Source organism: Bradyrhizobium sp. RDI18, from assembly GCF_043203335.1.
In the GTDB taxonomy this organism is placed as follows: Bacteria; Pseudomonadota; Alphaproteobacteria; order Rhizobiales; family Xanthobacteraceae; genus Bradyrhizobium; species Bradyrhizobium retamae.
On the sequence record NZ_JBICRN010000008.1, the window covers coordinates 6639169 to 6661534 of the forward strand.

Consider the following 22366-nt stretch of genomic DNA (forward strand, 5'->3'; position numbering starts at 1 on the left):
GATTCGAAACTCGAAGATACAAACCAAAGACGCCACGAGGTGGATACCAACCTCGGACACAGTTCCGCTCTCGCGGAACGCGTCGGGCCGGAAGTCCACCTGCGTGAGATTTGATACGCGCTGCCGCTTACTTGCGGGTGGCGCACATATACATGTTAATTTCCATGCCGACCGATACTTCGGCGATTTTTGGTGCTTTCCAGGCCATTTGTCGCTCCTTTTTCTACCGGACGGACTTCGCCCTCGTGGGTTAAGGTACTGCGGATCAAAAAGTTCGCCAGTTAAATCTTTTGCCTGGAACCCCTATTTGTTTATGCTGCGCTGCAAAGAACAATTCACGGAGTTGTGCGGAGGGCCTTGGTCAAAACAGCGTGGGATCAAGCGTTTCGCGGTTGTTCGCACCACCGCGAATGGCAATTCTGAGTGCGACGGAGCGCTGCCGGCTCCGGATAAAGAACGTGTGAGATGGGCCTTCCGGTTGCGGGGGCTCAAATGGGAGCCAGGTTTCCGCCGATGCCGCGATATTACTTCAACACCCGTATCGGCGATGAGCTGATTTCCGATCCCGACGGCGAAGTGCTCAGGGATCCCGATCGCGCCTGGGAAATGGCACGTGCCATGATCCGGGAACTGCTCAAGACTGATGGCGCCGACGGTGCGCTTCTCAGCGCCACCATCGAAGTCACCGACGACGATGGCGAGATCGTGCTGGAGTTTCCGTTCGCCGAAGCGATTCTAGATGCGCCTGGCGGTCCCATCACCAGGCACTGACGGCGCGCTGTACCGGCGTCGAAGGTTCGTGCTCGCTCGGTTTTGCGATGCAACTTCCGGGCGCAAAGTTTTGCGATTGCGCACCGGCGGACAAATATTGGAGAGTGCCGGCCGGAAAGCCTCCGGCGCCGGCATCATGCGAGCCCGCGCGAAGAGAGAGAAAGGCTTCCGCCAGGGAGAACGCCCATGATGAGCTATTTGTCGGTGCCGCGCAGCATGCTGCTGTCCGGCGCATTCTTGACTGCCTTCACGCTAAGCGCCGCTGCCCAGCAATCAGCCGACCCGCCGGCTGCCGCCCAACCGCCCGCCCAAGCACCCGCCCCGGCTCCGGCCGCCGGCGCGCCGCCCCCGGCAGGGACTGCAGCCTCGCCCGCGCTGCCACCGGGATCGCCGCTGATCGGACGTCCCGCAGGCAATGATGCCGCCGCCAAGCTGGCGCCGATCGCGCCGCCGCCGATCCCGGCCGCACCGGATAAACTACCGACGGCGAAACTCAAGGTGCCGGCCGGCTTCAACATCGAGGTCTATGCCGCCGGCATGGCGAATGCCCGCTCGCTTGCGCTAGGCGACAAGGGCACGGTGTTCGTCGGCAGCCGCCTCGTCGACAAGGTCTATGCCATCGTCAACAAGGACGGCAAACGCGAGGTCAAGGTATTGGCTTCCGGCCTCTACCGGCCGAACGGCGTCGCCTTCAAGGACGGCACGCTCTACATCGCTGAACTGTCCAGGATCTCCAAGATCGAGAAGGTCGAAGACAATCTGGATAACCCGCCGAAGCCGACCGTGATCTTCGACAAGCTGCCGAAGGATGAGGCCCATGGCTGGAAGTTCATCGCCATCGGTCCCGACAACAAGCTCTACGCTCCCGTCGGCCAGCCCGGCAACAACGTGCTCAACGATGACGAGCATGGCCTGCTCCGCCGGATGAATTTTGACGGTTCGGGCGCGGAAGTAATTGCCCGGGGCCTGCGCCACACCGTCGGCTTCGATTGGCATCCGGAGACCAAGCAGCTCTACTTCACCGACAACGGTCGCGATTGGATGTCGGAAGACGTGCCCGAGGACGAACTGAACCGGATCACCAAGGTCGGCGAACATTTCGGCGCGCCGTTCTGCCTGCAGGGCAACATCGTCGATCCCGAATTCGGCTGGGGCAAATCCTGCAGCGAATACACTGCACCCGTTGGCTTGCTCGGCCCGCATTCCGCCGCGCTCGGCATGCGCTTCTACACCGGCAACATGTTCCCGAAAGCCTACAAGAACGCGGCGATCATCGCCCGGCACGGCTCCTGGAACCGCTCCAAGAAGGTTGGCGGCGATGTCGTCATTGCCAAGCTCAACAAGGACGGCACCATGAAGTCGCTGGAGCCGTTCCTCACCGGCTTCCTCGAGGACAACAAGTATATCGGCCGCCCGGTTGACGTGCTGCAGATGAAGGACGGCTCGCTGCTGGTCTCCGACGACTACAACGGCGCCGTCTATCGCATCACCTACGGCAAGCCGAAGACGGCGGGGAAGTCGTAGTCCAGCGTTCACCCTCATTGCGAGTAGCCGTCATTCCGGGCTGGTGCGTTAGCACCAGACCCGGAATCTCGAGATTCCGGGTTCGATGCGTCGCATCGCCCCGGAATGGCTACAGTGCCGGGAATTGGCGATGCAAAGAATTATAACGGCACTAGCGTTTGCCTCGATCACAGTGTGCGCCAACGCTCAAACCATCGAACAACGCATCGCGCCGTGCCTCGCCTGCCACGGCGAAAAGGGCCAATCCGAAACCGAGAACACGCCGTCGCTCGGCGCGCAGCATGCGCCTTATTCGCTGATCCAGCTTTTCATGTTCCGCGAGAAGCTGCGCGTCTTCGAGCCGATGAACGAGATGACGAAGGCGCTGACCGACGATGATCTCCGCCTTTTTTCGGACTTCATCGCCAAGATGCCGAAGCCTGAGCCGCCAGGGGAAAATGGCGATCCGGCGCGGATGCAGCGCGGCGAGGCGCTGGTGCGGCAGCACCGCTGCGATAGCTGCCATAACGGCGACCTCTCCGGCAAGGAAAACGTCCCGCGCATCGCAAACCAGCGGGAGGACTACCTCGCCAAGACGCTTGCCGAGTACAAAGACAATAGCCGCCACGGCTACGACGCCAGCATGGCCGACGTGATGGCGCCGATTTCGCCAGGGCAGATTGCCGATCTGGCCTATTACATCGCCCATATGCGCTAAAACCGGGCGGCGGCCCCGCTGGCATTGCCCCGCGCCCGGAGCTACAAGGGCGGCAATGGGATGGAGTTTTGCATGCAAGACCTATGGCGCCTGTCGGCTGCGGAAATGGCCTCACTGATCAGGTCGAAAAAAGTCTCGGCGAAAGAGGCGGCGACCGCGGCGCTGGCGCGGCTCGACGCGGTCAATCCCAAAATCAACGCTGTCGTCGACCACAGGCCCGAGGACGTTCTTTCTCAGGCTGCCGCCATCGATGCCGCGATTGGGCGCGGCGAGGATGCCGGCCCGCTGGGCGGCGTGCCTGTTACGGTGAAAGTCAATATCGACCAGCAAGGTTTTGCCACCACCAACGGGCTGAAGCTGCAGCGCGACGCGATCGCCAAGAGCAACAGCCCGGTGATCGACAATTTGCGTAAATCCGGCGCGGTCATTCTCGGGCGCACCAATTGCCCGGCGTTCTCCTATCGCTGGTTCACCACCAACCTCATTCATGGGGACACCAAGAATCCGCGTGACCCCGGCATCACCCCGGGCGGCTCGTCCGGCGGCGCAGGTGCTGCGGTCGCAGCCGGCATCGGTCATATCGCGCACGGCACCGACATTGCGGGATCGATCCGCTATCCGGCTTACGCCTGTGGCGTGCACGGGCTGCGGCCGACCATGGGACGCATCGCGGCGTTCAACGCGGCGCTCCCCGAACGGCCGATCGGGCCGCAGATCAGCGCCGTGTCGGGCCCGCTGGCCCGCACCATCGGCGATATCAGGATCGCACTGGCGGCGATGTCGGCGCAGGATTATCGCGATCCCTGGTGGGTGCCGGCGCCGCTCGAAGGGCCGGCAATGCCGAAGCGCGTCGCGATGTGCCTCAACCCTGGCGGCCTTGATCCCGTACCAGAAGTGAAAGCCGCGGTGATGGACGCCGGCAAGCGGCTCGAGCGCGCGGGCTGGATCGTCGAGGAAATCGCCGACACGCCGCCGCTGCGCGAGGCCGCCGATCTGCAGACGAAACTCTGGCTCGGCGACGGCTATGAGGCGCAGTTGGAAGCAGCCGAGCGCGAAGGCGATCCCGGCGCGCTGGCGTGCCTGCGCGGCAACCGCGCGAAAGTGCATCCCTTCGACCTGTCGAAAGCGCTGACACGGCGCGCGACGCTGACCCGCGAATGGCTGGCGTTCTTTGAAAACTATGCCGTGCTGCTGATGCCGGTATCCGGCGAATTGCCGTTCCCCGATCAGCTCGACCGCAAGGACGAGGCGTCGTTTGCGCGCGTCTGGCATGCGCAATTGCCGCAGATCGCCATTCCCTTCATGGGCCTGCCTGGGCTAACGGTTTCGACCGGGTTGGTCGGACGCGTTCCGGTCGGCGTGCAACTGGTTTCCGGGCGCTATCGCGAAGATCTCTGTCTCGCCGCGGGCGAGGCGGTGGAAGCCGGCGGAACGCCCTCGGCAGCGATCGATCCTGCCGGCTAGATGCTAGAGCATGATCCCGAAAAGCGGGTACCGTTTTTCGGACAAGATCATGCTCCGGTAACAATCGAGAGGGCCATGTCAGGCGTTTATGATTTTACGGCGCAGTCGCTTACCGGCGAAGACCTTCCACTGAAGCGGTTCGAAGGTCAGGTGCTACTGATCGTCAATACCGCCAGCGCCTGCGGGTTCACGCCGCAATACAAGGGCCTGGAGCAGTTGCATCGTGAACTGGCGCCGCGCGGCTTTGCGGTGCTTGGGTTTCCCTGCAACCAGTTCGGCGGGCAGGAACCGGGCGACGCCAAGCAGATCGAGCAATTCTGCGTAGGCAAATATGACGTAACGTTTCCGATGTTCGCCAAGATCGACGTCAACGGCAGCCATGCGCATCCGTTGTTCAACCATCTGAAGAACGCGAAATCGGGACTGCTGGGTCCGTCGATCAAATGGAATTTCACCAAATTCCTGGTTGACCGCTCGGGCAGGGTGGTCGGACGCTACGCCCCAACCGCGACGCCCGAGGGAATCAGAAGAGAAATCGAGGCACTGCTGTGAACGAGACCAATAAAGCAATGAGCGACCAATTCCCCGACCGTCTTTCGGTCGATCCGAGCAGCCCGTACTACAACGCCGAGATCCTTGCGCGCGACGTCGGCATTCGCTTCAAGGGCGTCGAGAAGACCAATGTCGAGGAATATTGCATCAGCGAGGGCTGGGTGCGCGTCACCGCCGGCAATGCCAAGGACCGGCATGGCAATCCGCTGACGATCAAGGTGCACGGCCCGGTCGAGCCGTATTTCCGCGACAAGGCGAAGTCCTGAGCCAAATCTGCATCAACCGTCATTGCGAGGAGCGAAGCGACGAAGCAATCCATCCGTCCGTATGCGCGGCTCGATGGATTGCTTCGCTTCGCTCGCAATGACGGCAGACACCGAAAGCCAAACCATGTCCGTCCGCATTGTCGACGTCTGCGAAATCACAAAGCCGATCTCCTCGCCGATCCGCAACGCCTATATCGATTTCACCAAGATGACGACGAGCCTTGTTGCCGTCGTCACCGACGCAGTGCGTGACGGCAAGCGCGTCGTCGGCTACGGCTTCAATTCCAACGGCCGGTATGGGCAGGGCGGCCTGATCCGCGAACGCTTTGCGCCGCGGCTGAAGGAGGCCGATCCGAAAACGCTGCTCGATGCCTCCAGCGACAATCTCGACCCTGACAAGATCTGGGCGGCGATGATGTCGAACGAGAAGCCCGGCGGCCATGGCGAGCGCTCGGTCGCGGTCGGCACCATTGACATGGCGGTATGGGACGCGGTGGCGAAGATCGCAGGCAAGCCGCTGTTCCGGCTACTCGCAGAGCGCCATGGCCGGCAGGCCAATTCGCGCGTGTTCGTCTATGCCGCGGGCGGTTACTACTATCCGGGCAAGGATCTGTCGGCGCTGCGCGGCGAGATGCGCGGCTATCTCGACCGCGGCTACAACGTCGTCAAGATGAAGATCGGCGGCGCGCCGATCACGGAAGACCGCGAGCGCATCGAGGCCGTGCTGAAGGAGATCGGCAAGGACGCCCAGCTCGCCGTCGACGCCAACGGCCGCTTCGATCTGGAAACCGCGATTGCCTATGCCAAAATGCTGCGGGAGTATCCGCTGTTCTGGTACGAGGAGGCCGGCGATCCCCTCGATTTCGCGCTGCAGGCGGCGCTGGCCGAATTCTATCCCGCACCGATGGCGACCGGCGAAAACCTGTTCAGCCATCAGGACGCGAAAAACCTGATCCGCTATGGCGGCATGCGGCCTGATCGCGACTGGCTGCAGTTCGATTGCGCGCTGTCCTATGGCTTGTGCGAATACCAGCGCACGCTGGCGGTGCTGAAGGCGCACGGCTGGTCGCCGAGCCGCTGCATTCCCCACGGTGGCCACCAGATGTCGCTCAACATCGCGGCCGGTCTCGGCCTCGGCGGCAACGAGAGCTATCCCGACCTGTTCCAGCCTTATGGCGGCTTCCCGGATGGTGTCCGTGTCGAGAACGGCCACATCACCATGCCGGACTTGCCGGGCATTGGATTCGAAGGAAAATCCGATCTCTACAAGGAAATGAAGGCGCTGGCGGCCTAACTAGTTTTCGGACAACAACCCCTTCTCGATGGCCGATTGCCTGTTCCTGAAAATCGCCATCGCCGTCTTCATCCGCAGGAAGCCGAACTTCGCATACAAGGGCTCGCGGCCGGCGACCGCATAGAGGATGATCTTCGCGTGTCCCTGTGATTTGGCGAGCAGTCGTTCGATAAGCTGTTTTCCGAGGCCTGTTCCCTGATGGCTCGGCAAAACCGCGACGTCGCAAAGATACGCACAATCGCGTCCGTCAGCCAGAACGCGGCCGGCGCCGACGAGGCGGCCGTTGTCGCGGGCAAAGCAACAGAACATGCTGTTGCCGAACACCACTTCGAGATCGGCCGCGTTCTTGGTGCCGAGCGGGGCGGCCCGATAGAGCGCTTCGAGTTCCTGCTAGTCCACGCCGTCGCGGCTGTCGCTCCAAATGACCGTCATCGCGAAGGGCTCCGCGCCGTCCTACGACAGCCGCATGTCCAATAAACGGCGGCCTTCGGTCTTCAGCAGTTTCTTCACCGCACTTGATGCGGCGATCTCGCCCTGGTTGGCGTAGGCCTCGTGGTTCTTCTCGATGTCCTCGAGCCGGTAGAGGTAATTGACCATGATCCCGGCAGATTCCCGCAGGCCCTTGGGCGAGAGGTCGCCGAGCCAGTCGATCTTCTCCAGCCGTGCGCCATTGCCGATGTGGAAGCGGGCCACCGAATCGACCAGCCGGCCCTTCGGCGTGCGGGCTTTCAGGAAATAGTACGCCGCCAGCGGCTCCAGCACGGTGCGCAATTGCGCGGTCAGTTCGGCATTCTCGAACCAGTCCGGCTTGTCGAGGCTTTCGAGCAGTATCCGCTCCTCGGCGCTGACAGGAACATCGTCGGCCTGTTTCAGCCATTGCATGAAGCCCGGCACCGGCGACAGCGTAATGAACGTGTCGAGCTTCGGCAGTTCGCGCCGCAACTCCTCGACCACCTGCTTGATCAGGAAGCTGCCGAAGGAAATGCCGCCAAGCCCTTTCTGCGTATTCGAGATCGAATAGAACACGGCGGTGCGCGCGCGTTCGATCGGCACCGGTTGCCGTTCGGCGGCAAGCAGCGGTGCGATCGCGGTCGGAATCGTCTCGGTCAACGCGACCTCGACGAAGATCAGCGGTTCGTCGTTGAGCTGCGGATGGAAGAAGGCGTAGCACCGCCGGTCGACGGGATCTATGCGGCGGCGCAAATCGTTCCAGTCGCGGATTTCGTGCACGGCTTCATAGCGAATGATCTGTTCCAGAATATTGGCCGGCGTCGACCAGTCTATCCTCCGCAGCACGAGAAATCCCCTGTTGAACCAAGAAGACAGCAAATGCACCACGTCGCGGTCGAGCGCGGCCAGATCCTTGTTGCCCTTCATCAGGGAAAGCAGGTCGGCGCGCATCGCCACCAGCTCGCTGGTGCCGCCGGGCGCACGGTTGAGCCGGCGGATCAGTTCCTGCCGCCGCGGCTCGGAAGCAAAATGAAGGTCGCTGGCATCGCTGTCGTTCGGCTGGCTGCGCCAGCTCTCGATCGCCTGCGACAGCTTCTCGCGGTCGGGGCCGAAGTTGCGGGCCAGCGTTTCGAAGAAGGTGACGCGGCCGGCGGCGTCGAGATCGTGGTAGCGATCGAGCACCTCGCGCGCCATCGCGGTGCCGGAGGCTTCGCCGCGGCCCGACAGCAGCGCTTCGCATAATTCGATCAGCTCCGAAGCGTCCTGGCCGTCGTCGGACGGTCCGGCCCGCCGCAGCAGTGTACGGCCGCGTTCTGATATCGTCGCGAGAAGATCGGAGAAAAAGGCATTGGCCATGTGGCGGGTCGAATCCAGCGGGGGTTTTGCGGAATCTTACATGGGATTTAGGTCGGTGCCGATCACAATCAAGAAGTCCAGCTCGTCATGCCCCGCCACCGGGTCTCGCCTTCGGCGAGCCCGATGACAGGCTCCTGCGGGGTATCCAGTACGCTGCGGCCTCTTCGTCCTTAGAATACTGGATTACCCGCTTCGCTGACAATGACGACAATACGATGTCACCGCGTCACTCCTTCCCGGCAAATTCCGTCGGCGTTTTGCCGGTAACCTGCCGGAAAGCATGGGAAAATGCCGGCACGCTGGCATAGCCCAAATCCGAGGCAAGCTGCTTGACGGAGACGCCGGCATCCGTCGACAGCTTCTCGATTGCCGCTGCAATCCGGGCGCGCTGGCACCAGCTCTTGAAGCTCAATTGCGTCTCCGACGAGAACAGCCGCGACAACGTCCGCACCGAGGTGCCGACCTCGCGTGCCAGCGTTTCGATCTCATGGTCGCCGGTTGGGTCCGCGAGCACGATGTCGGCGGCGCGCCGGCAGCGCAGCTCGCGCGGCAGCGGGATGAAGGTTGCCGAATCTTCCGCCTGGTCGAGCTCCATCATGGCCAGTCGCAGCAGAAGGTCGGTTCGCTCGCGGTCGCCGCGATCGTCGAACAAAGCCAGGATGGTCTGATGCAGGAGCGGCGACACCCGCACCACGAATTCCGCATCCAGGCTGTGGCTGCGCACCTCGCGCTGCAGCCAGTCGAGTTCGAAATAGAGCGTCCGCATCTCGATATCGGCGAGCACGTCGATCGCATGCTCCGATAGCGCGGGCACCCACACCGCGCGGTCCGGCGGCACCAGCCAGCGGCCCTTTGGCGTCGTCACCTGCATCGTGCCCTTCGCCGCATAGACGAGCTGCGCCTCGCGGTGCATGTGGGTGTCGAGCCGGACGCCCTTCCGGTAGCTGTTCGCAATCATGTGGATGCCGTCGCCGGTCGAGATGCGGCGCCCGATAATGGCGGCAATTGGCTTTTCGGCGATATTCATTGGCGACATCCCGTCAGGACAACCCCGTATAACCTATTTCGGAAAATTGCGGGATTCGGGAATCGACCATGAACAGCCCAAGGAACAGCCCAAGGAACAGCCCAAGCCGGGTGATCACTTTCGTCAACGCCGCCCACTTCATCGACCATTATTCGATGCTGATCTTCGCCGCCGCCGTCATCATCATGGGCCCGGCGCTCGGCATGGCCTATTCGGAGCTGTTGCCTTACGCCACCCCGGGCTTCGTCGCCTTCGGCGCGGGCTCGCTGGTCACCGGCTGGCTCGGCGACCGCTGGAGCCGGCGCCACATGATGGTGATATTTTTCCTCGGCATCGGCGCGTCGATGATCGCCGTCGGCTTCGTGCAGACGCCCTTACAACTTGCCGCAGCGCTACTGGCGATCGGCCTGTTCGCCTCGATCTATCATCCGGTCGGCACCGCGATGATCGTGTCCTATGCCGATAAACTCGGCCGCGAGATGGGCCTGAACGGCGTCTGGGGCAATCTCGGCGTGGCGTCCTCGGCGCTGGTCACCGGCGTTATCGGGCAGTATCTCGGCTGGCGCTGGGCCTTCATCGCGCCGGGAATCGTAACGATCCTGATCGGCGTGGCCTTTGCGCTGATGGTGGTGCACGAGGACCGAACCGGCACCAGGCAAGCCGCAGCGCAGGCACGGGTTGCGAAAGAGGACATGTGGCGGGTGTTTTTGGCGCTTTTGATCGTGGTGATCGCGATATCCACGACCTTCAACGCCATCACGGTCGCGATGCCGAAACTATTCGCCGAGCGGTTGGCCGGCCTGACCAACAGTCCGGCCCTGCTCGGGGTGATCGCGGCCGGCGTCTATGTGTTCGGCGCGATGACGCAATATACCATCGGCAAGCTGATCGACCATTATTCGCTGAAGGCCGTGATGCTGCCCCTATCGTTCTTGCTGGCGCCGTTCATGTATTTTTGCGGCGACGCTGTCGAACCTGCCGCTGATCATCGCTTCCATCGGCATCGTGATGGGCGCGTTCGGGCAGGTCACCGTCAACGACGCCATGGTCGGCAAGTACACCACCGAGGAATGGCGCTCGCGCGCCTATTCGGTGCGCTACTTCGTCGGCTTCACCGCGGCCGGCGCCTCCGTCGGCCTGGTGGCGTGGCTCTACGAAAAGGGCGGCTTCGTCACCATGCTTCAGACATTCGGCGCGCTGTGCCTTTTGGTGATCGTGGCGGCGATCATCCTGCCGCAGGAAATCAAGGTACCGGCCGCGCAAACCGCGCCGTGACATCACTAATCAATTGAACATGCGCCACTTTCCGTCACGGAAGGCGGGCACGAGGCCGGCATGACGAACGGAGGTGCTGGTGCCTGTGACCCGCGACGATTTGTTGCGGCGCAATAGCTCCGCTGTGCGGCCGTGAACTCAAACAGAACACTTGACCATTGCTGCCCTCCTTGTGTGAGGTGAGCGCATGACCCGAATCCGGCTTTTCCTGTGCATCATTGCGGTATCGGCGCCTTCGCTGGCGGCGGCGCAGACCATGAAATTCGAGCAGGCCGCTGCCAAGTTGGCCGCGAGCTGCGGCAAGGACATCGATGACAATTGCCGCGGCGTCAATCTCGACGCGACGCGCCTGAAGGAGTGCCTGGGCCGCAATCAGGATGTGGTGTCGGCGAAGTGCAAGACCGATTATCCCCAGGCCCTCGGCGCCATCCAGCAGCGCATTACCGCGCGCACCTCCCTCGTGAAACTCTGCAATTGGGAGTTGAACCGCTTCTGCGGTGAGGTTCGGCACGATCCTGTCAAGGGGCTGCAATGTCTGTTGGAATCCACCAAGAAGGCGACCCCGAACTGCAACAAGGCGATCAGCGCCGCGGGGTATCACTGATGCTTGGGGGAGAAAGGCTGTGCGGCATCGGTATCGTGCTTTCCGCCGTGGCGCTGTTTGCCTTGCCGATGGCAGCGAGCTGGGCGCAAACGGCCATGTCGAGCGGGGACATCATTGAGAAGCTTGCCGTCGAAGCCGAGTCGGACATCGACCTGGCTGCGTTGCGCCAGCAGGCTGCCGACCGCATCAAGGCGAGAGCGGACGCCCAGCCACAGAAGCGCCCGCCGATCGCGCCGCAACTAACGAAGCTGCCGCAAATCCGTGTCGACGTCGTGTTCGACCAGGATTCCTCCCTGATCCGGCCGACCTCCTATCAGACCATCGGCAGCATCGCGGACGCGCTCACCGATCCGAAGACGCGGCCCTACCGCTATCTGATCGTCGATCACGTCGAATCCGCCGGAAGGCGCGACCACAATCTGATCCTCAGCCAGCGTCGCGCCGAATCGATCCGCGACGTTCTGGTGAATACCTTCAAGGTGTCGCCGAAACGGCTTCAGGCGCTTGGACTCGGCGAGGAACAGTTGCAGGATGTCAATCGTCCGGCGTCGCCCGCCAATGCGCGCGTCCAGATCATGGCGATCGGCAAGTTCGAAACGGCCGAACCGGCAACGCCGGCTGCGGCTCCAAAAGGCGCGGCTGCGGCAAAAAAGAAGCGCTGATGATCCGCGCAGGGATGAATGGGACGCCAGCCGCCGGCTGGGGAAGGAGCTCCCGATGTTCAATCAACCCTCGCCGGCAACGGCCGGTCTCCTGCTGGGATTGACAGTGATGATGACGATGCCCGCTACAGCGGATGCCTTGAAGGGTGAGATTGCGCCGACCGGCAAGCTGCGGGTGGCGATCGCGATCAGTCCGGCCGGCGGCGCGTTCTGGTCGACCAGGACCGAAACCGGTTATGCCGGCGTGCCGGTCGATCTCGGCAAGGCGATGGCAGAGCAACTCGGCGTCCCCGTCGAATATGTCGCGCACAACAATTCCGGGCAGATCGTCGATGCGGCGTCGAAGGGCACCTGGGATATCACCTTCCTGCCGAAGGATCCGGAACGCGAGGGCAGGATGTCGTTCGGGCCGATCTATGAGGTGTCGGATGCGACCTACATCGTCAAGCCTGGCTCGACGGTCACGAATTTCGCAACACTCGATCAACCCGGGATCAAGGTCGCGGCGGTCAACAACACGACCACGATGCGCGGCGCGATCGCGCATTTGAAGAACGCCAAAGTCACGGGCTACCAGACCTACGACGAAATCTTCGGCCTGCTCAAGAATGGCGAGATCGATGCGTTCGCGCTGTCGCGCGACCAGCTCAACGCGATGGCAAAGAAGATTCCGGGCACGCGCGTGCTGGATGAAACCTTCAAGCAGACCGTGACGGCGGTGGCGGTGCCGCCCAATCATCCGCTGTCGCTGGCGTTTGCGGAGAAGTTTCTGAACGAAGCGATCTCCAACGGCACGCTGCGCAAGGCCTACGACAATAACGGCCTGAAAGATCGGCCGATCCGGACGCAGACGAAGTAGAAGCTTGCTCCGCTGTCTGCGAACGCAGGGACCCATAGCCACAGGATTGAGCTGTTGGAAGATGCAGGGGCGCCAGCGTTCGCAAAACTTTGTCCTGTGGCTATGGGTCCCGGATCGGCGCTCGCTGTACTCGCTTGTCCGGGACGACAGCGAGTTTGCGGATTCAGATTCATTGCGAGTAGAAGCTTGCTCCGCTGTCGTCCCTGCGAACGCAGGGACCCATAGCCACAGGATTGCGTTGTTGGAAGACGCTGGGGCGCCAGCGTTCGCAAAACTTTGTCCTGTGGCTATGGGTCCCGGATCGGCGCTCGCTGTACTCGCTTGTCCGGGACGACGACGAGTGTGCGGATTCAGATCTCGTTGCGAGGAGAGTGGATAGCGCCGTGCTGCGCGCGCTTCGGCACGGCGAGGCGCTGCAGCAGGCGCTAACATATGTGCAACTGCACAAATACAAGGCAGCGGCTCCTCTCCGGGCACCGCGCGATAGGGCCATAACCACGTAGAAATACGCGCCTTTTTGAGCCTGCGGCTCGATTTCAGGTTGGCACATCGATTGCTTAATCCTGTCTCAGTCAATGACGACTGCCGTCCTTTCGGATTGCCAAGGCCAGCGTTGGCCGAAGGCGTTGGGATCAAGCGGCCTCGCGTGAGGCGCTTCGAGCAGTCTTCGGGACCACCTCACGACAGCTCGCGCATCCTCAATTCCTGATCGGGCATGACCTGCGTCGTTCTGTGCCGTGCAAAGACGGCGCGGGATTTGTCGCGCACGAGGACGGCAAGATTTTTCATTCAATCGGTGCACGGCTGCGCAGCATCCGGCGCGCTTCAACGTTGTCTCGAAAGGGGAACTGGAATGGCCTATCTCGCGCCTTCGGAATTCGTGACCAAGATGGTCGACGCCGGAGAATCCAAAATCTTCATGTCGACGCGCGATACGGTCATCCGCGCCTACATGGCCGGAGCGATCCTCGCGCTTGCCGCGGCGTTTGCGATCACCATCAACGTGCAGACCGGCGTGCCGATCGTCGGCGCCGCGCTGTTCCCGGTCGGCTTCTGCATGCTGTATCTGCTAGGCTTCGACCTGCTCACCGGCGTGTTCGTGCTGGCGCCGTTGGCGCTGATCGACAAGCGCCCTGGCGTGACGCTTGGCGGCGTGCTGCGCAACTGGGGCCTCGTCTTCATCGGCAATTTCGCCGGAGCCTTCACGGTCGCGGTGATGATGGCGATCGTGTTCACCTTCGGCTGGTCGCAGCCGCCGGACAAGGTCGGCCAAGTGATCGGCACGATCGGCGAGAGCCGCACCGTCGGCTATGCCAACCACGGCGCGGCCGGCATGCTGACGCTGTTCATCCGTGGCGTGCTCTGCAACTGGATGGTTTCCGCCGGCGTCGTCGGCGCGATGATTTCCACACACGTCAGCGGCAAGGTGATCGCGATGTGGATGCCGATCATGCTGTTCTTCTTCATGACCTTCGAACATTCCATCGTGAACATGTTCCTGTTCCCGTCCGGCCTGCTGCTCGGCGGCAAGTTCACCTGGTGGGATTATTTGTTCTGGAACGAGATCCCGACCGTCGTCGGCAACCTCGTCGGCGGCCTCGCCTTCACCGGACTGACCCTGTACGCGACCCACGTTAGGACCGGCCCGTCGCGCAGCGCGTCGGCTGCGGCATCTTCGCGGCCGTCCTCGCGCATTGCCGCTTGATCTCAAGATGAGGATGGGCCTCTCCTCGCAAGGAGAGGCCCATTGTCGTGAAAGCCGGGAATGCCGCGCGAGCTGAAAATATCGGTCGGACAATTTTCCGATAAGGGCCTCAAGGAAACCAACCAGGATTTCCATGGCGTCCTGATCCCGGACGAGCCGCTGCTCAGCCTCAAGGGCATTTCCATCGTGCTGGCCGACGGCATCAGCACGAGCAAGGTCAGCCGGGTCGCCGCGGAATCCGCGGTCAAGGGATTCTTGACCGATTATTACTGCACCTCGGAATCCTGGTCGGTGCGCACCTCGGCGCAGCGTGTGCTGGAGGCAACCAATTCCTGGCTGCATTCGCAGACGCGCAGCCAGTATGCCTATGACAAGGACCGCGGTTACGTCTGTACGCTATCCGCCATGGTCATCAAGTCGACCACGGCGCATCTCTTTCACATTGGCGATTCCCGCATCTATCGCCTCTCCGGCAATACGCTGGAGCAATTGACCAACGACCACCGCATCGTCATCTCGTCGCAGCAGAGCTATCTCGGCCGGGCGCTCGGCGTAAATCCGCAAATCGAGATCGACTACCAGATGCTGCGGCTCGAGCCGGGCGACGTCTTTGTGCTCGTGACCGACGGCATCTACGAGCATCTTAGCGCCCGTCGCATTGCAAAGGCGGTGAACGAAGGCGGCGCCGATCTCGATGCGGCCGCGAAGGGGATTGTCGACCAGGCTTTTGAAGCTGGCAGCAAGGACAATCTCACCGTCCAGATCGTCCGCGTCGATGAAGTGCCCGACGGCGCCGCAGCCGAAGTGTTCGCTCAGCCGCGTGAGCTGCCGCTGCCGCCGCTGCTCGAGGCGCGAGCGGTTTTCGATGGCTACCGGATCGTCCGCGAGCTGCACGGCTCCAGCCGGAGCCATATCTATCTCGCCGTCGACATCGACACCGATGCGGTTGTCACCATCAAAATTCCGTCGATCGATTTGCGCGACGATCCCGCTTACCTGAAGCGGTTCATGATGGAGGAGTGGGTAGCGCGACGGATCGACAGCCCGCATGTGCTGAAACCCTGCCTGCTGCAGCGCAAGCGTAACTTCCTCTATGTCGCGACCGAATACATCGACGGGCAGACGCTGACGCAATGGATGATCGACAATCCGAAACCGAGCCTGGAAGCCGTGCGCGGCATCGTCGAGCAGATCGCCAAGGGGCTGCGCGCGTTCCACCGCAAGGAGATGCTGCACCAGGACGTCAGGCCCGACAACATCATGATCGATGCTACGGGTACCGTGAAGATCATCGATTTCGGTTCGACGAAAATCACGGGCGTGGTCGAGGCCGAGCCATCCGGCATCCGCAATGACATTCTCGGCACCCAGCAATACACGGCGCCCGAATATTTCCTCGGCGAGCCGGCGACGATGCGCTCGGACCTGTTTTCACTCGGCGTCATCACCTATCAGATGCTGACCGGAAAACTGCCCTACGGCGCGCAGATCGCAAAGGCGCGGACCAGGTCGCAATTCAACAGACTGGTCTACCGCCCGGCGTCGCATGGCGACCGGGAACTGCCGCAATGGATCGACGGCACGCTGGAAAAGGCGGTGCATCCCAATCCCTACAAGCGTTACGACAGTTTTTCGGAATTTCTGTTCGATTTGCGTCAACCCAACGCGAACTATCTCTCGACGTCATCGACGCCGCTGATCGAGCGCAATCCTCTATTGTTCTGGAAAACCACGACGGTCGTGCTGGCGCTCGCCGTCATCGTGCTGCTGGCAATCCAGCACGGTGGGCATCGGTAAGGCGCCCCGTCCGCGTCTGGCTTTTCGTGAGGGCGCAAACCTACTTTGCATGGGGTTGTTTTCGCGATTTTGTGTCCAGGCCCTGCAGTGCTTTAGTTCGTCGCGCCCGCCGGAATCGGGTCCAGCCCGCTCTTGACGATTTCGGGACGCGCGGCGGGAGAGGCGAGGAACTTGATCAGCGCCTTGCCGGCCTCCGGCTCCTTCGAGACGCCGGCGATCCCCGCGGAGAACACCGTGATCTTCTGCAATTCGTCCGGCAGCGGGCCGACGATTTCGATGCCTTCGACCGGCTTCAATTCGCTGATCTGCTGGAAGCCGATCTCGGCGTCGCCGCGCGCGACGATCTCGCCGACCGGCGTTGCCGGGATTTTCCTCGCCTTGTCTTTCATGGCTTCCGTAATGCCGAGCTTGCCGAACATCTCGGTCGAGACATAGACGCCGCTGGCGCTGTCGGAATAGGCGATGGTCTTGACGGCGAGCAGCGCGCGCTTGAGCGCGTCGGGCGTAGAGATGTCGGGCTTCGGCGTGCCCGATTTCACGGCAACCCCGATCGGCGACTTGACGAGATCGACTTTGCTGTCAGCGGTCGCCTTTCCCTTCTTGACGAGATCGTCGAGCGCATAGCCGACCATGATCAGGACGTCAGCCGGTTCGCCGCGCTCCAGCCGCATCGGGATAGCATTCGTGGTCGTGCCCATCGACGGCCCGTAAGCGGTCAGCACCTTGTGGCCGGTGCTGCGCTCGAATTCCGGAACCAGCGCCTTGTAGGCGGCCGACAGTCCGCCCGAGATCATCACGCGCACCTCGGCAGCCGTGGCTGTGACGGTCAGCAGGGACGCACTGAGAGTGGTAAGCGCGAGGGTGCGAAGTGTTTTTGAAAGCCGCATCATGAATTCCTCCCGGGACGACTCTTGAGCGGTCGACCTTGGCAAATGCTAGCGCGCGAGAGGGAGGACGGCTAGACCCGCCACTCCGTCATTGCGAGCGAAGCGAAGCAATCCATCTCTCGGCGCACGAGGAGCCAATGGATTGCTTCGTCGCTTTGCTCCTCGCAATGACGTGGAGAGAGCGGTGCGCCCCCTCACGAGTTCAGATGCACAAAGTCCCGCAGCAGCGGATAGATCTCGTTGTTCCAGCGCTTGCCGGAGAACACGCCGTAGTGGCCGACGCCGGCCTGCATGTGGTGCACCTTGCGATAGGCGCGCACGCCGGTGCAGAGGTCCTGTGCCGCCAGCGTCTGGCCGAGCGAACAGATATCGTCCTTTTCGCCCTCGACCGTCATCAGGCCCATGCGCCTGATCGCGGCCGGGTCGACCTTCCGGCCGCGATGCATCAGTTTGCCCTGCGGCAACAGATGCTCCTGAAACACGTCGCGAACGGTCTCGATATAGAACTCGGCGGGCAGGTCCATGACCGCAAAATATTCATCGTAGAAGGTCTTGATGATCGCGGCTTTTTCCTTCTCGCCCCTGGCGAGATGATTGGCGAGGTCCATGTGCTGCTTGATGTGGCGTTCCAGATTCATCGATACGAAGGCGGTGAGCTGCACGAAGCCGGGATAGACTTTTCGGAACGCGCCCTTGCACTGCACCGGCACGTAATTGATCAGGTTCTTTTCGAACCAGTTGATCGGCCTGCTCTTGGCGAATTCATTGACCTTGGTTGGCTGGATCCGGCTGTCGATCGGCCCGGCCATCAGGGTCAGCGTCGCCGGGCGGGCGGGGTGATTATCCTCCGACATCACGGCAGCCGCAGCCAGCGCCGAGACCGACGGCTGGCAGATCGCGACCATGTGCGCACGCGGACCGATCTTGTCCAGGAAGGTGATCAGGTGATCGGTGTAATCTTCGAGCCCGAACCGGCCGGCATGAAGCGGAATGTCGCGCGGATTGTGCCAGTCGGTGATATAGACGTCGTGGTCCTGCAGCAGCGTCTTCACGGTACCGCGCAATAGCGTCGCGAAATGGCCGGACATCGGCGCCACCAGCAACAGCCGCGGCTGCTCCGGCGCAAGCTCCTTCTTGAAGTGCAGCAGCGATCCGAATGGGGTGGCGAACGTGACTTCCTCGGTTACCTCCAGCTCCTGATTGCCGACCAGTACCCTGTCGATGCCATAGGCTGGCCGGTGATAGGTGAGGGAGGAGCGCGAGATCAGTTCGAGCGAAGCGGCCAGCCGGCCGAACAATTTGTCGGAGACGCCCTGCGGTACCAGATTGAGATATTTCAGGGCCGCTGCGGCCCCGGTCCGCCATGGCGACGTCAGGTCCATGTGGTTCTGATAGGCCTGGTACATCATCGACATCATTCACATCTGCCCCGTCTTGTGATGCCATGCAATATCGACGCCAGAGCCGGCCTGGCCGCCTCTAAAACTGGCACGTGGCTTGCTGCGCAAATGCCCGACGCACAGGCACTGGGCGGCGGCGCGGTCGGCCGTCCCAGCCTGGGCGGAGGCGTTTTGGGGGTTCGAGGGGCCATATGGCAAAGACCACACTGACAATCAGCAGCAAGAACTACTCGTCCTGGTCGCTGCGCGGCTGGCTGCTCGCGAAATTCTCAGGGCTGGAGTTCGAGGAGGTGGTCACCGCCCCGGACGATGCGTCGGCGCGGGCCGAAATCCTGCTGCTGTCGTCGTCGATCCTGGTGCCGTGCCTGCGCCATGACGGCGCCACCGTCTGGGATACGCTGGCGATCGCGGAATACCTCAACGAGGTCATGCCGGACGCTGGCCTGCTGCCGGCCGACCGGATCCGGCGCGCCCATTGCCGCTCGATCTGCGGCGAAATCCATTCGGGCTTCACCACGCTGCGTGCCTCGCTGCCGGTCAACCTGAAGGACCATTTCCCCGGCTTCAAGATCTGGTCGCGCGCGCAGGCCGATATCGACCGGGTCTGCACCATCTGGCGCGAATGCCTTGCGGAATCAGGCGGGCCGTTCCTGTTCGGCGAGCGCACCATGGCGGACGCCATGTACGCGCCCGTCGTGACCCGTTTCATGACCTATGACGTCAAGCTCGAGCCCACCCTCGCGGCCTACGCCAAGACCATCATGGCGATGCCAGAGATGCAGGAATGGATCGAGGCCGCCAAGGCCGAGCCGGCCGATATCGAGGAACTCGAGGTCGAATATTAGGCAGGCCGCGCGCCGCCTTGCCCGTTTGCAGGGCCCAGCCGGCGGGCAGGCCTTGCTCAAGCCTATGCCAGCCGCACCGGCGTGCGCGCTGTCCGTCGGCCTTTTTCCACAGGCCGACAAAGCCGGATTCCTGTCTTCAGCCAAGCGGTTCGCTGTTGCAATCGCCGCAGTGCAACGCGACTGGCGTGGATTTCGCATAGCAGCATGCAGCCGTGAACGCGACGATGCGACGCTGCCGAAAATTTGGACGCTCTTCGCCTGTCGCGGTCCCGCCAACGCGAACCGTGGAGGCTTCGATGAACAAGCAGGCTGTCGTCAGCAAATTCTCTCACGTCAAACCCGGCGATACCGAGTTCAAGGGCGGAGGTCTGCGCGACTTCTTCCTGTACCGCGATCTCGGCATTGCCGATGCCACCGGCGGGCAGGTCATCTGCCATTTGGTCAAGGCCAATCCCGACTTGCCGCCCGAAGAGGGCACCGGCTGGCACAAGCACGAATGCGAATTCCAGATCGTGATCATGACCAAGGGCTGGGCGCGCTTCATGTATGAGGACAAGTCGACCTTGGTGCAGGCCGGCGATGTCGTGCACCAGCGGCCCGGCATCACGCATTACCTGTACGATTACTCGAAGGACATGGAGTACCTCGAGATCGTCAGCCCCGCCGACTTCAAGACCGTCGACGTGCCTCCCGCGGTCGACAACGTGCCGCCGCCCACGCCGTGGAGCTGACCGCCATGTCGTCGCCTGAGGAATTAACCTTTGTCGTCGGCCGCTGGCTGCGGCCGATTGCCGTGGTCCTTTATGTGGTGCGCCTCGCGGGATGGCGCCCGACATCTAGCCGTGAACAGGAGCGTACGGCACCAAATCAGTGATTCGGCCGCGGTTCGTTCCGTAGCTGTTCCGAACCTTAAAGTTCCGCGCGCGTCCGTCGCATTTTGACGCAATCTGCGACGGCTCAGGGCCTTTCCGCGGCGTTTTCAGATCTCGGCCGCGGCAGTCGCCAACCGACCACGGTGGCCTCGACCATGCCGCCGGTCCTGTCATTGCGCCATTGACCGTCGATCCATCGGCAGGCGAACGGCAGTTGATAGGTTCCGCTGTGATCCTCGCAAAGAACTTCCACCGGCAGGTTCGGCGGCGGCTCCCCGTTGCCATCGAACTGCGCCAGTCGTTTTTCACGCGTTGCCATCAATCAATCTCCACTGCCGCACCCGGCAAACACACCGGTTTGAGGTGCGGCGAAATCCATCCACTGTTAACGGGATGAAGCACAACGCCTGAATGAGGTATCAGTATGATATCTCTGGGGACGGGGCCCTGCTTCGCGCAAATTGCCGTGATAGACGTTCCCCTGCGTGAGATGCTTGTGGAACGAGGATTTTGATGATTGCTCCGATGCCCAGGATCATGATCGTCGCCATCACGCTGCTGATGGCTTTGTTGCCGGCGAGCGTCCACGCGCAGGACGTTCCCGGCATCGAGATCTGCACCGTCGAAAAAACCATGGAGCGGCGCACCTCTTGCCTGCAGAGCAATGTCGACTTCCTGCAGAAGACGATCACAAAACTCACCACCGATCATCAGCAGAAAATTGATGCCAGCAACCGGCAGATCGAGGCGCTGAAGAACGCGGTCATTGGCTTGCAGAAGCTGGTCGGCGAGTTGCAGGCGGCGCAGAACAAGGCGGCGGAGGATGCGAAGAAGACCGCCGCGCCCACGGCGAAGGATTCAGCGCCTGCTGCGAAGGATGCGGCGACGCCGAAAGACGGCACCAAGTAGGGGCTGCGCCGCGGATTACGCCACGCGGTATTGCTCCATGATGGCCTTATCCGGTTCGTAACCAAGTCCCGGCCCCTGCGGCACCTCCACATTGCCATTGGCATCGACGTCGATGCGGCCGCGCCACAAGCAGGCGGCGCGTTTCATGGAGAACACCTCGACAAAGCTCGCGTCGTCGCGCAGCGACATCAAGTGCAGCGTCGCCAGGAAGCCCGGGCCGAAATACGGTGAATGCGGTGCAAGCCTGACGCCGGATTCGTCGGCGAGGTCGACGACCCTGAGATATTCGGTGATGCCGCCGACCTTGATGACGGAGGGTTGCGCATGGCTTACCGCGCCCGCCTTCAGCATCTGCCTGAATTGATGAACCGTGCAGGCATTCTCTCCTGCTGCAACGTTGAGGCCGCCCTTGCTTCGCACGTCGGCCAGCGTTGCAAAATCTTCCGGCGGCCAGACCGGCTCCTCGAGGAACATCGGCGTTGCGTCGCGGCAGGAATGCGCGAAGGCGATCGCGGCCTCGCCATTCAGCGGACAGTTCAAGTCGACCATCAGCGGAATGCCGGCGCCGATCGCCTGCCGCGCGGCATATACCGCAGGCGTCGTGGTCTCGTGCAGCTTGATCGCCTTGTAGCCCTGCCGCAGCGCGGTCTCGCATTCGCTCGCGATCAGCTCTGGCTTTCCGATCCGCAGCAGGCTCGCATAGGCAGGAATCCGAGAGCGCCTGGCTGCGCCGATCAGGCGGTGCAACGGCACGCCCTTGACCTTTGCCGCGAGGTCCCACAGCGCAATATCCAGCGCTGAGATGGCAAACATGGTGATGCCATAGCGGCCGAACAGATGCAGGTTGCGCTGGATCTGTTCCATGAAGGCGGGAATGCCGGCCGCGTCTGGGACTTCCTGTCCCCGCGCCTGCGGCGCAATCATTTCCTCGATGGCGGCGTAGCTGGTTCGCGGGCAGACATAGGCAAAGGCGTCGCCCCAGCCGGTGATGCCGGCGTCGGTCGAAACTTCCACCATGACGATTTCCAGCGCCGAGATGGTGGATGCGCCTTGCTTGAAGCTCGCGACACCGGCGTCATAGGGAATACGGATATGGTGCGCCCGGACATTGGTGATCAGCATGGTACCCTCCGAAAGCGTTCCCTACCTT

Annotated in this window: 23 protein-coding genes and 1 pseudogene; 16 read left to right on the top strand and 8 right to left on the bottom strand. The window is 62.2% G+C overall.

Features of this window, described 5'->3' with window-relative positions:
• Positions 1 to 127 precede the first annotated feature (127 nt).
• Positions 128 to 208 carry a pyrroloquinoline quinone precursor peptide PqqA gene (gene pqqA / locus ACFXS9_RS40975; RefSeq protein WP_082637312.1) on the bottom strand — a complete coding sequence of 27 codons (81 nt, stop codon included), beginning with the start codon at positions 206 to 208 and terminating at the stop codon, positions 128 to 130.
• A 305-nt stretch (positions 209 to 513) separates the two neighbouring features.
• Between pqqA and ACFXS9_RS40980 the strand changes: the two genes are divergently transcribed.
• The 7 genes from ACFXS9_RS40980 to ACFXS9_RS41010 all read left to right on the top strand — a co-directional run bounded on the left by ACFXS9_RS40980 (position 514) and on the right by ACFXS9_RS41010 (position 6568).
• On the top strand, positions 514 to 771 hold the full coding sequence (locus tag ACFXS9_RS40980) for a DUF6894 family protein (protein ID WP_028347078.1): 258 nt from the start codon (positions 514 to 516) through the stop codon (positions 769 to 771).
• A 189-nt stretch (positions 772 to 960) separates the two neighbouring features.
• On the top strand, positions 961 to 2295 hold the full coding sequence (locus ACFXS9_RS40985) for a PQQ-dependent sugar dehydrogenase (protein WP_392700289.1): 1335 nt from the start codon (positions 961 to 963) through the stop codon (positions 2293 to 2295).
• A 130-nt stretch (positions 2296 to 2425) separates the two neighbouring features.
• Positions 2426 to 2992, top strand: a complete 567-nt coding sequence (locus tag ACFXS9_RS40990) for a c-type cytochrome (protein ID WP_392699133.1) — start codon at positions 2426 to 2428, stop codon at positions 2990 to 2992.
• A gap of 72 nt (positions 2993 to 3064) precedes the next feature.
• Complete coding sequence (locus tag ACFXS9_RS40995) at positions 3065 to 4456, top strand: amidase family protein (RefSeq protein ID WP_392699135.1); 1392 nt, start codon at positions 3065 to 3067, stop codon at positions 4454 to 4456.
• A gap of 75 nt (positions 4457 to 4531) precedes the next feature.
• Positions 4532 to 5008, top strand: coding sequence for a glutathione peroxidase (locus ACFXS9_RS41000; RefSeq protein ID WP_392699136.1), 477 nt, complete (start codon positions 4532 to 4534; stop codon positions 5006 to 5008).
• Between the two features lie 17 nt (positions 5009 to 5025).
• The gene (locus tag ACFXS9_RS41005; RefSeq protein ID WP_392699138.1) at positions 5026 to 5274 is read left to right on the top strand and encodes a DUF3297 family protein; all 249 of its coding nucleotides are present in this window, start codon (positions 5026 to 5028) and stop codon (positions 5272 to 5274) included.
• A gap of 124 nt (positions 5275 to 5398) precedes the next feature.
• The gene (locus ACFXS9_RS41010; protein ID WP_392699139.1) at positions 5399 to 6568 is read left to right on the top strand and encodes a mandelate racemase/muconate lactonizing enzyme family protein; all 1170 of its coding nucleotides are present in this window, start codon (positions 5399 to 5401) and stop codon (positions 6566 to 6568) included.
• Here ACFXS9_RS41010 and ACFXS9_RS41015 read toward each other — a convergent pair whose 3' ends face one another.
• From ACFXS9_RS41015 to ACFXS9_RS41025, 3 genes are all read right to left on the bottom strand, one after another.
• The gene (locus tag ACFXS9_RS41015) at positions 6569 to 6892 is read right to left on the bottom strand and encodes a GNAT family N-acetyltransferase (protein WP_392699141.1); all 324 of its coding nucleotides are present in this window, start codon (positions 6890 to 6892) and stop codon (positions 6569 to 6571) included.
• Positions 6893 to 7021: 129 nt separating this feature from the next.
• Positions 7022 to 8374, bottom strand: a complete 1353-nt coding sequence (locus ACFXS9_RS41020; protein ID WP_392699143.1) for a malonyl-CoA decarboxylase — start codon at positions 8372 to 8374, stop codon at positions 7022 to 7024.
• Positions 8375 to 8600: 226 nt separating this feature from the next.
• Complete coding sequence (locus tag ACFXS9_RS41025; protein WP_392699145.1) at positions 8601 to 9401, bottom strand: AraC family transcriptional regulator; 801 nt, start codon at positions 9399 to 9401, stop codon at positions 8601 to 8603.
• A 68-nt stretch (positions 9402 to 9469) separates the two neighbouring features.
• Between ACFXS9_RS41025 and ACFXS9_RS41030 the strand changes: the two are divergent.
• The 6 genes and pseudogenes from ACFXS9_RS41030 to ACFXS9_RS41055 all read left to right on the top strand — a co-directional run bounded on the left by ACFXS9_RS41030 (position 9470) and on the right by ACFXS9_RS41055 (position 16303).
• Positions 9470 to 10676 (top strand): annotated as a pseudogene (locus ACFXS9_RS41030) (MFS transporter).
• Between the two features lie 187 nt (positions 10677 to 10863).
• The gene (locus ACFXS9_RS41035) at positions 10864 to 11280 is read left to right on the top strand and encodes a hypothetical protein (protein ID WP_392699147.1); all 417 of its coding nucleotides are present in this window, start codon (positions 10864 to 10866) and stop codon (positions 11278 to 11280) included.
• Complete coding sequence (locus ACFXS9_RS41040) at positions 11280 to 11942, top strand: OmpA family protein (protein WP_392699149.1); 663 nt, start codon at positions 11280 to 11282, stop codon at positions 11940 to 11942. Before ACFXS9_RS41035 ends, ACFXS9_RS41040 begins: the two co-directional genes overlap by 1 nt.
• A gap of 112 nt (positions 11943 to 12054) precedes the next feature.
• Positions 12055 to 12801 (top strand): transporter substrate-binding domain-containing protein, encoded by a 747-nt coding sequence (locus tag ACFXS9_RS41045; protein ID WP_392700290.1) that lies wholly within the window; start codon positions 12055 to 12057, stop codon positions 12799 to 12801.
• 853 nt (positions 12802 to 13654) lie between these two features.
• A complete protein-coding gene (locus ACFXS9_RS41050; protein WP_057850045.1) occupies positions 13655 to 14506 on the top strand; it encodes a formate/nitrite transporter family protein in 852 nt (283 codons plus the stop codon).
• 60 nt (positions 14507 to 14566) lie between these two features.
• Positions 14567 to 16303 (top strand): protein kinase, encoded by a 1737-nt coding sequence (locus ACFXS9_RS41055; RefSeq protein WP_392699151.1) that lies wholly within the window; start codon positions 14567 to 14569, stop codon positions 16301 to 16303.
• A gap of 92 nt (positions 16304 to 16395) precedes the next feature.
• On the opposite strand, the gene ACFXS9_RS41060 is transcribed toward ACFXS9_RS41055, so the two are convergent.
• A complete protein-coding gene (locus ACFXS9_RS41060; RefSeq protein WP_392700291.1) occupies positions 16396 to 17190 on the bottom strand; it encodes an extracellular solute-binding protein in 795 nt (264 codons plus the stop codon).
• Between the two features lie 194 nt (positions 17191 to 17384).
• A complete protein-coding gene (locus ACFXS9_RS41065; RefSeq protein ID WP_392699153.1) occupies positions 17385 to 18608 on the bottom strand; it encodes a polyhydroxyalkanoate depolymerase in 1224 nt (407 codons plus the stop codon).
• A gap of 173 nt (positions 18609 to 18781) precedes the next feature.
• Between ACFXS9_RS41065 and ACFXS9_RS41070 the strand changes: the two genes are divergently transcribed.
• Complete coding sequence (locus ACFXS9_RS41070) at positions 18782 to 19435, top strand: glutathione S-transferase family protein (protein ID WP_392699154.1); 654 nt, start codon at positions 18782 to 18784, stop codon at positions 19433 to 19435.
• Between the two features lie 296 nt (positions 19436 to 19731).
• Positions 19732 to 20166, top strand: coding sequence for a cupin domain-containing protein (locus tag ACFXS9_RS41075; RefSeq protein WP_392699156.1), 435 nt, complete (start codon positions 19732 to 19734; stop codon positions 20164 to 20166).
• A 226-nt stretch (positions 20167 to 20392) separates the two neighbouring features.
• Here the strand turns inward: ACFXS9_RS41075 and ACFXS9_RS41080 are convergent, their stop codons facing one another.
• Positions 20393 to 20626, bottom strand: a complete 234-nt coding sequence (locus ACFXS9_RS41080) for a hypothetical protein (protein ID WP_334364544.1) — start codon at positions 20624 to 20626, stop codon at positions 20393 to 20395.
• Between the two features lie 206 nt (positions 20627 to 20832).
• Here ACFXS9_RS41080 and ACFXS9_RS41085 point away from each other — a divergent pair, with 206 nt between their 5' ends.
• Positions 20833 to 21216 carry a hypothetical protein gene (locus ACFXS9_RS41085; RefSeq protein ID WP_392699158.1) on the top strand — a complete coding sequence of 128 codons (384 nt, stop codon included), beginning with the start codon at positions 20833 to 20835 and terminating at the stop codon, positions 21214 to 21216.
• A 15-nt stretch (positions 21217 to 21231) separates the two neighbouring features.
• Here the strand turns inward: ACFXS9_RS41085 and ACFXS9_RS41090 are convergent, their stop codons facing one another.
• Positions 21232 to 22338 carry a mandelate racemase/muconate lactonizing enzyme family protein gene (locus ACFXS9_RS41090; protein WP_392699160.1) on the bottom strand — a complete coding sequence of 369 codons (1107 nt, stop codon included), beginning with the start codon at positions 22336 to 22338 and terminating at the stop codon, positions 21232 to 21234.
• Positions 22339 to 22366 lie beyond the last annotated feature (28 nt).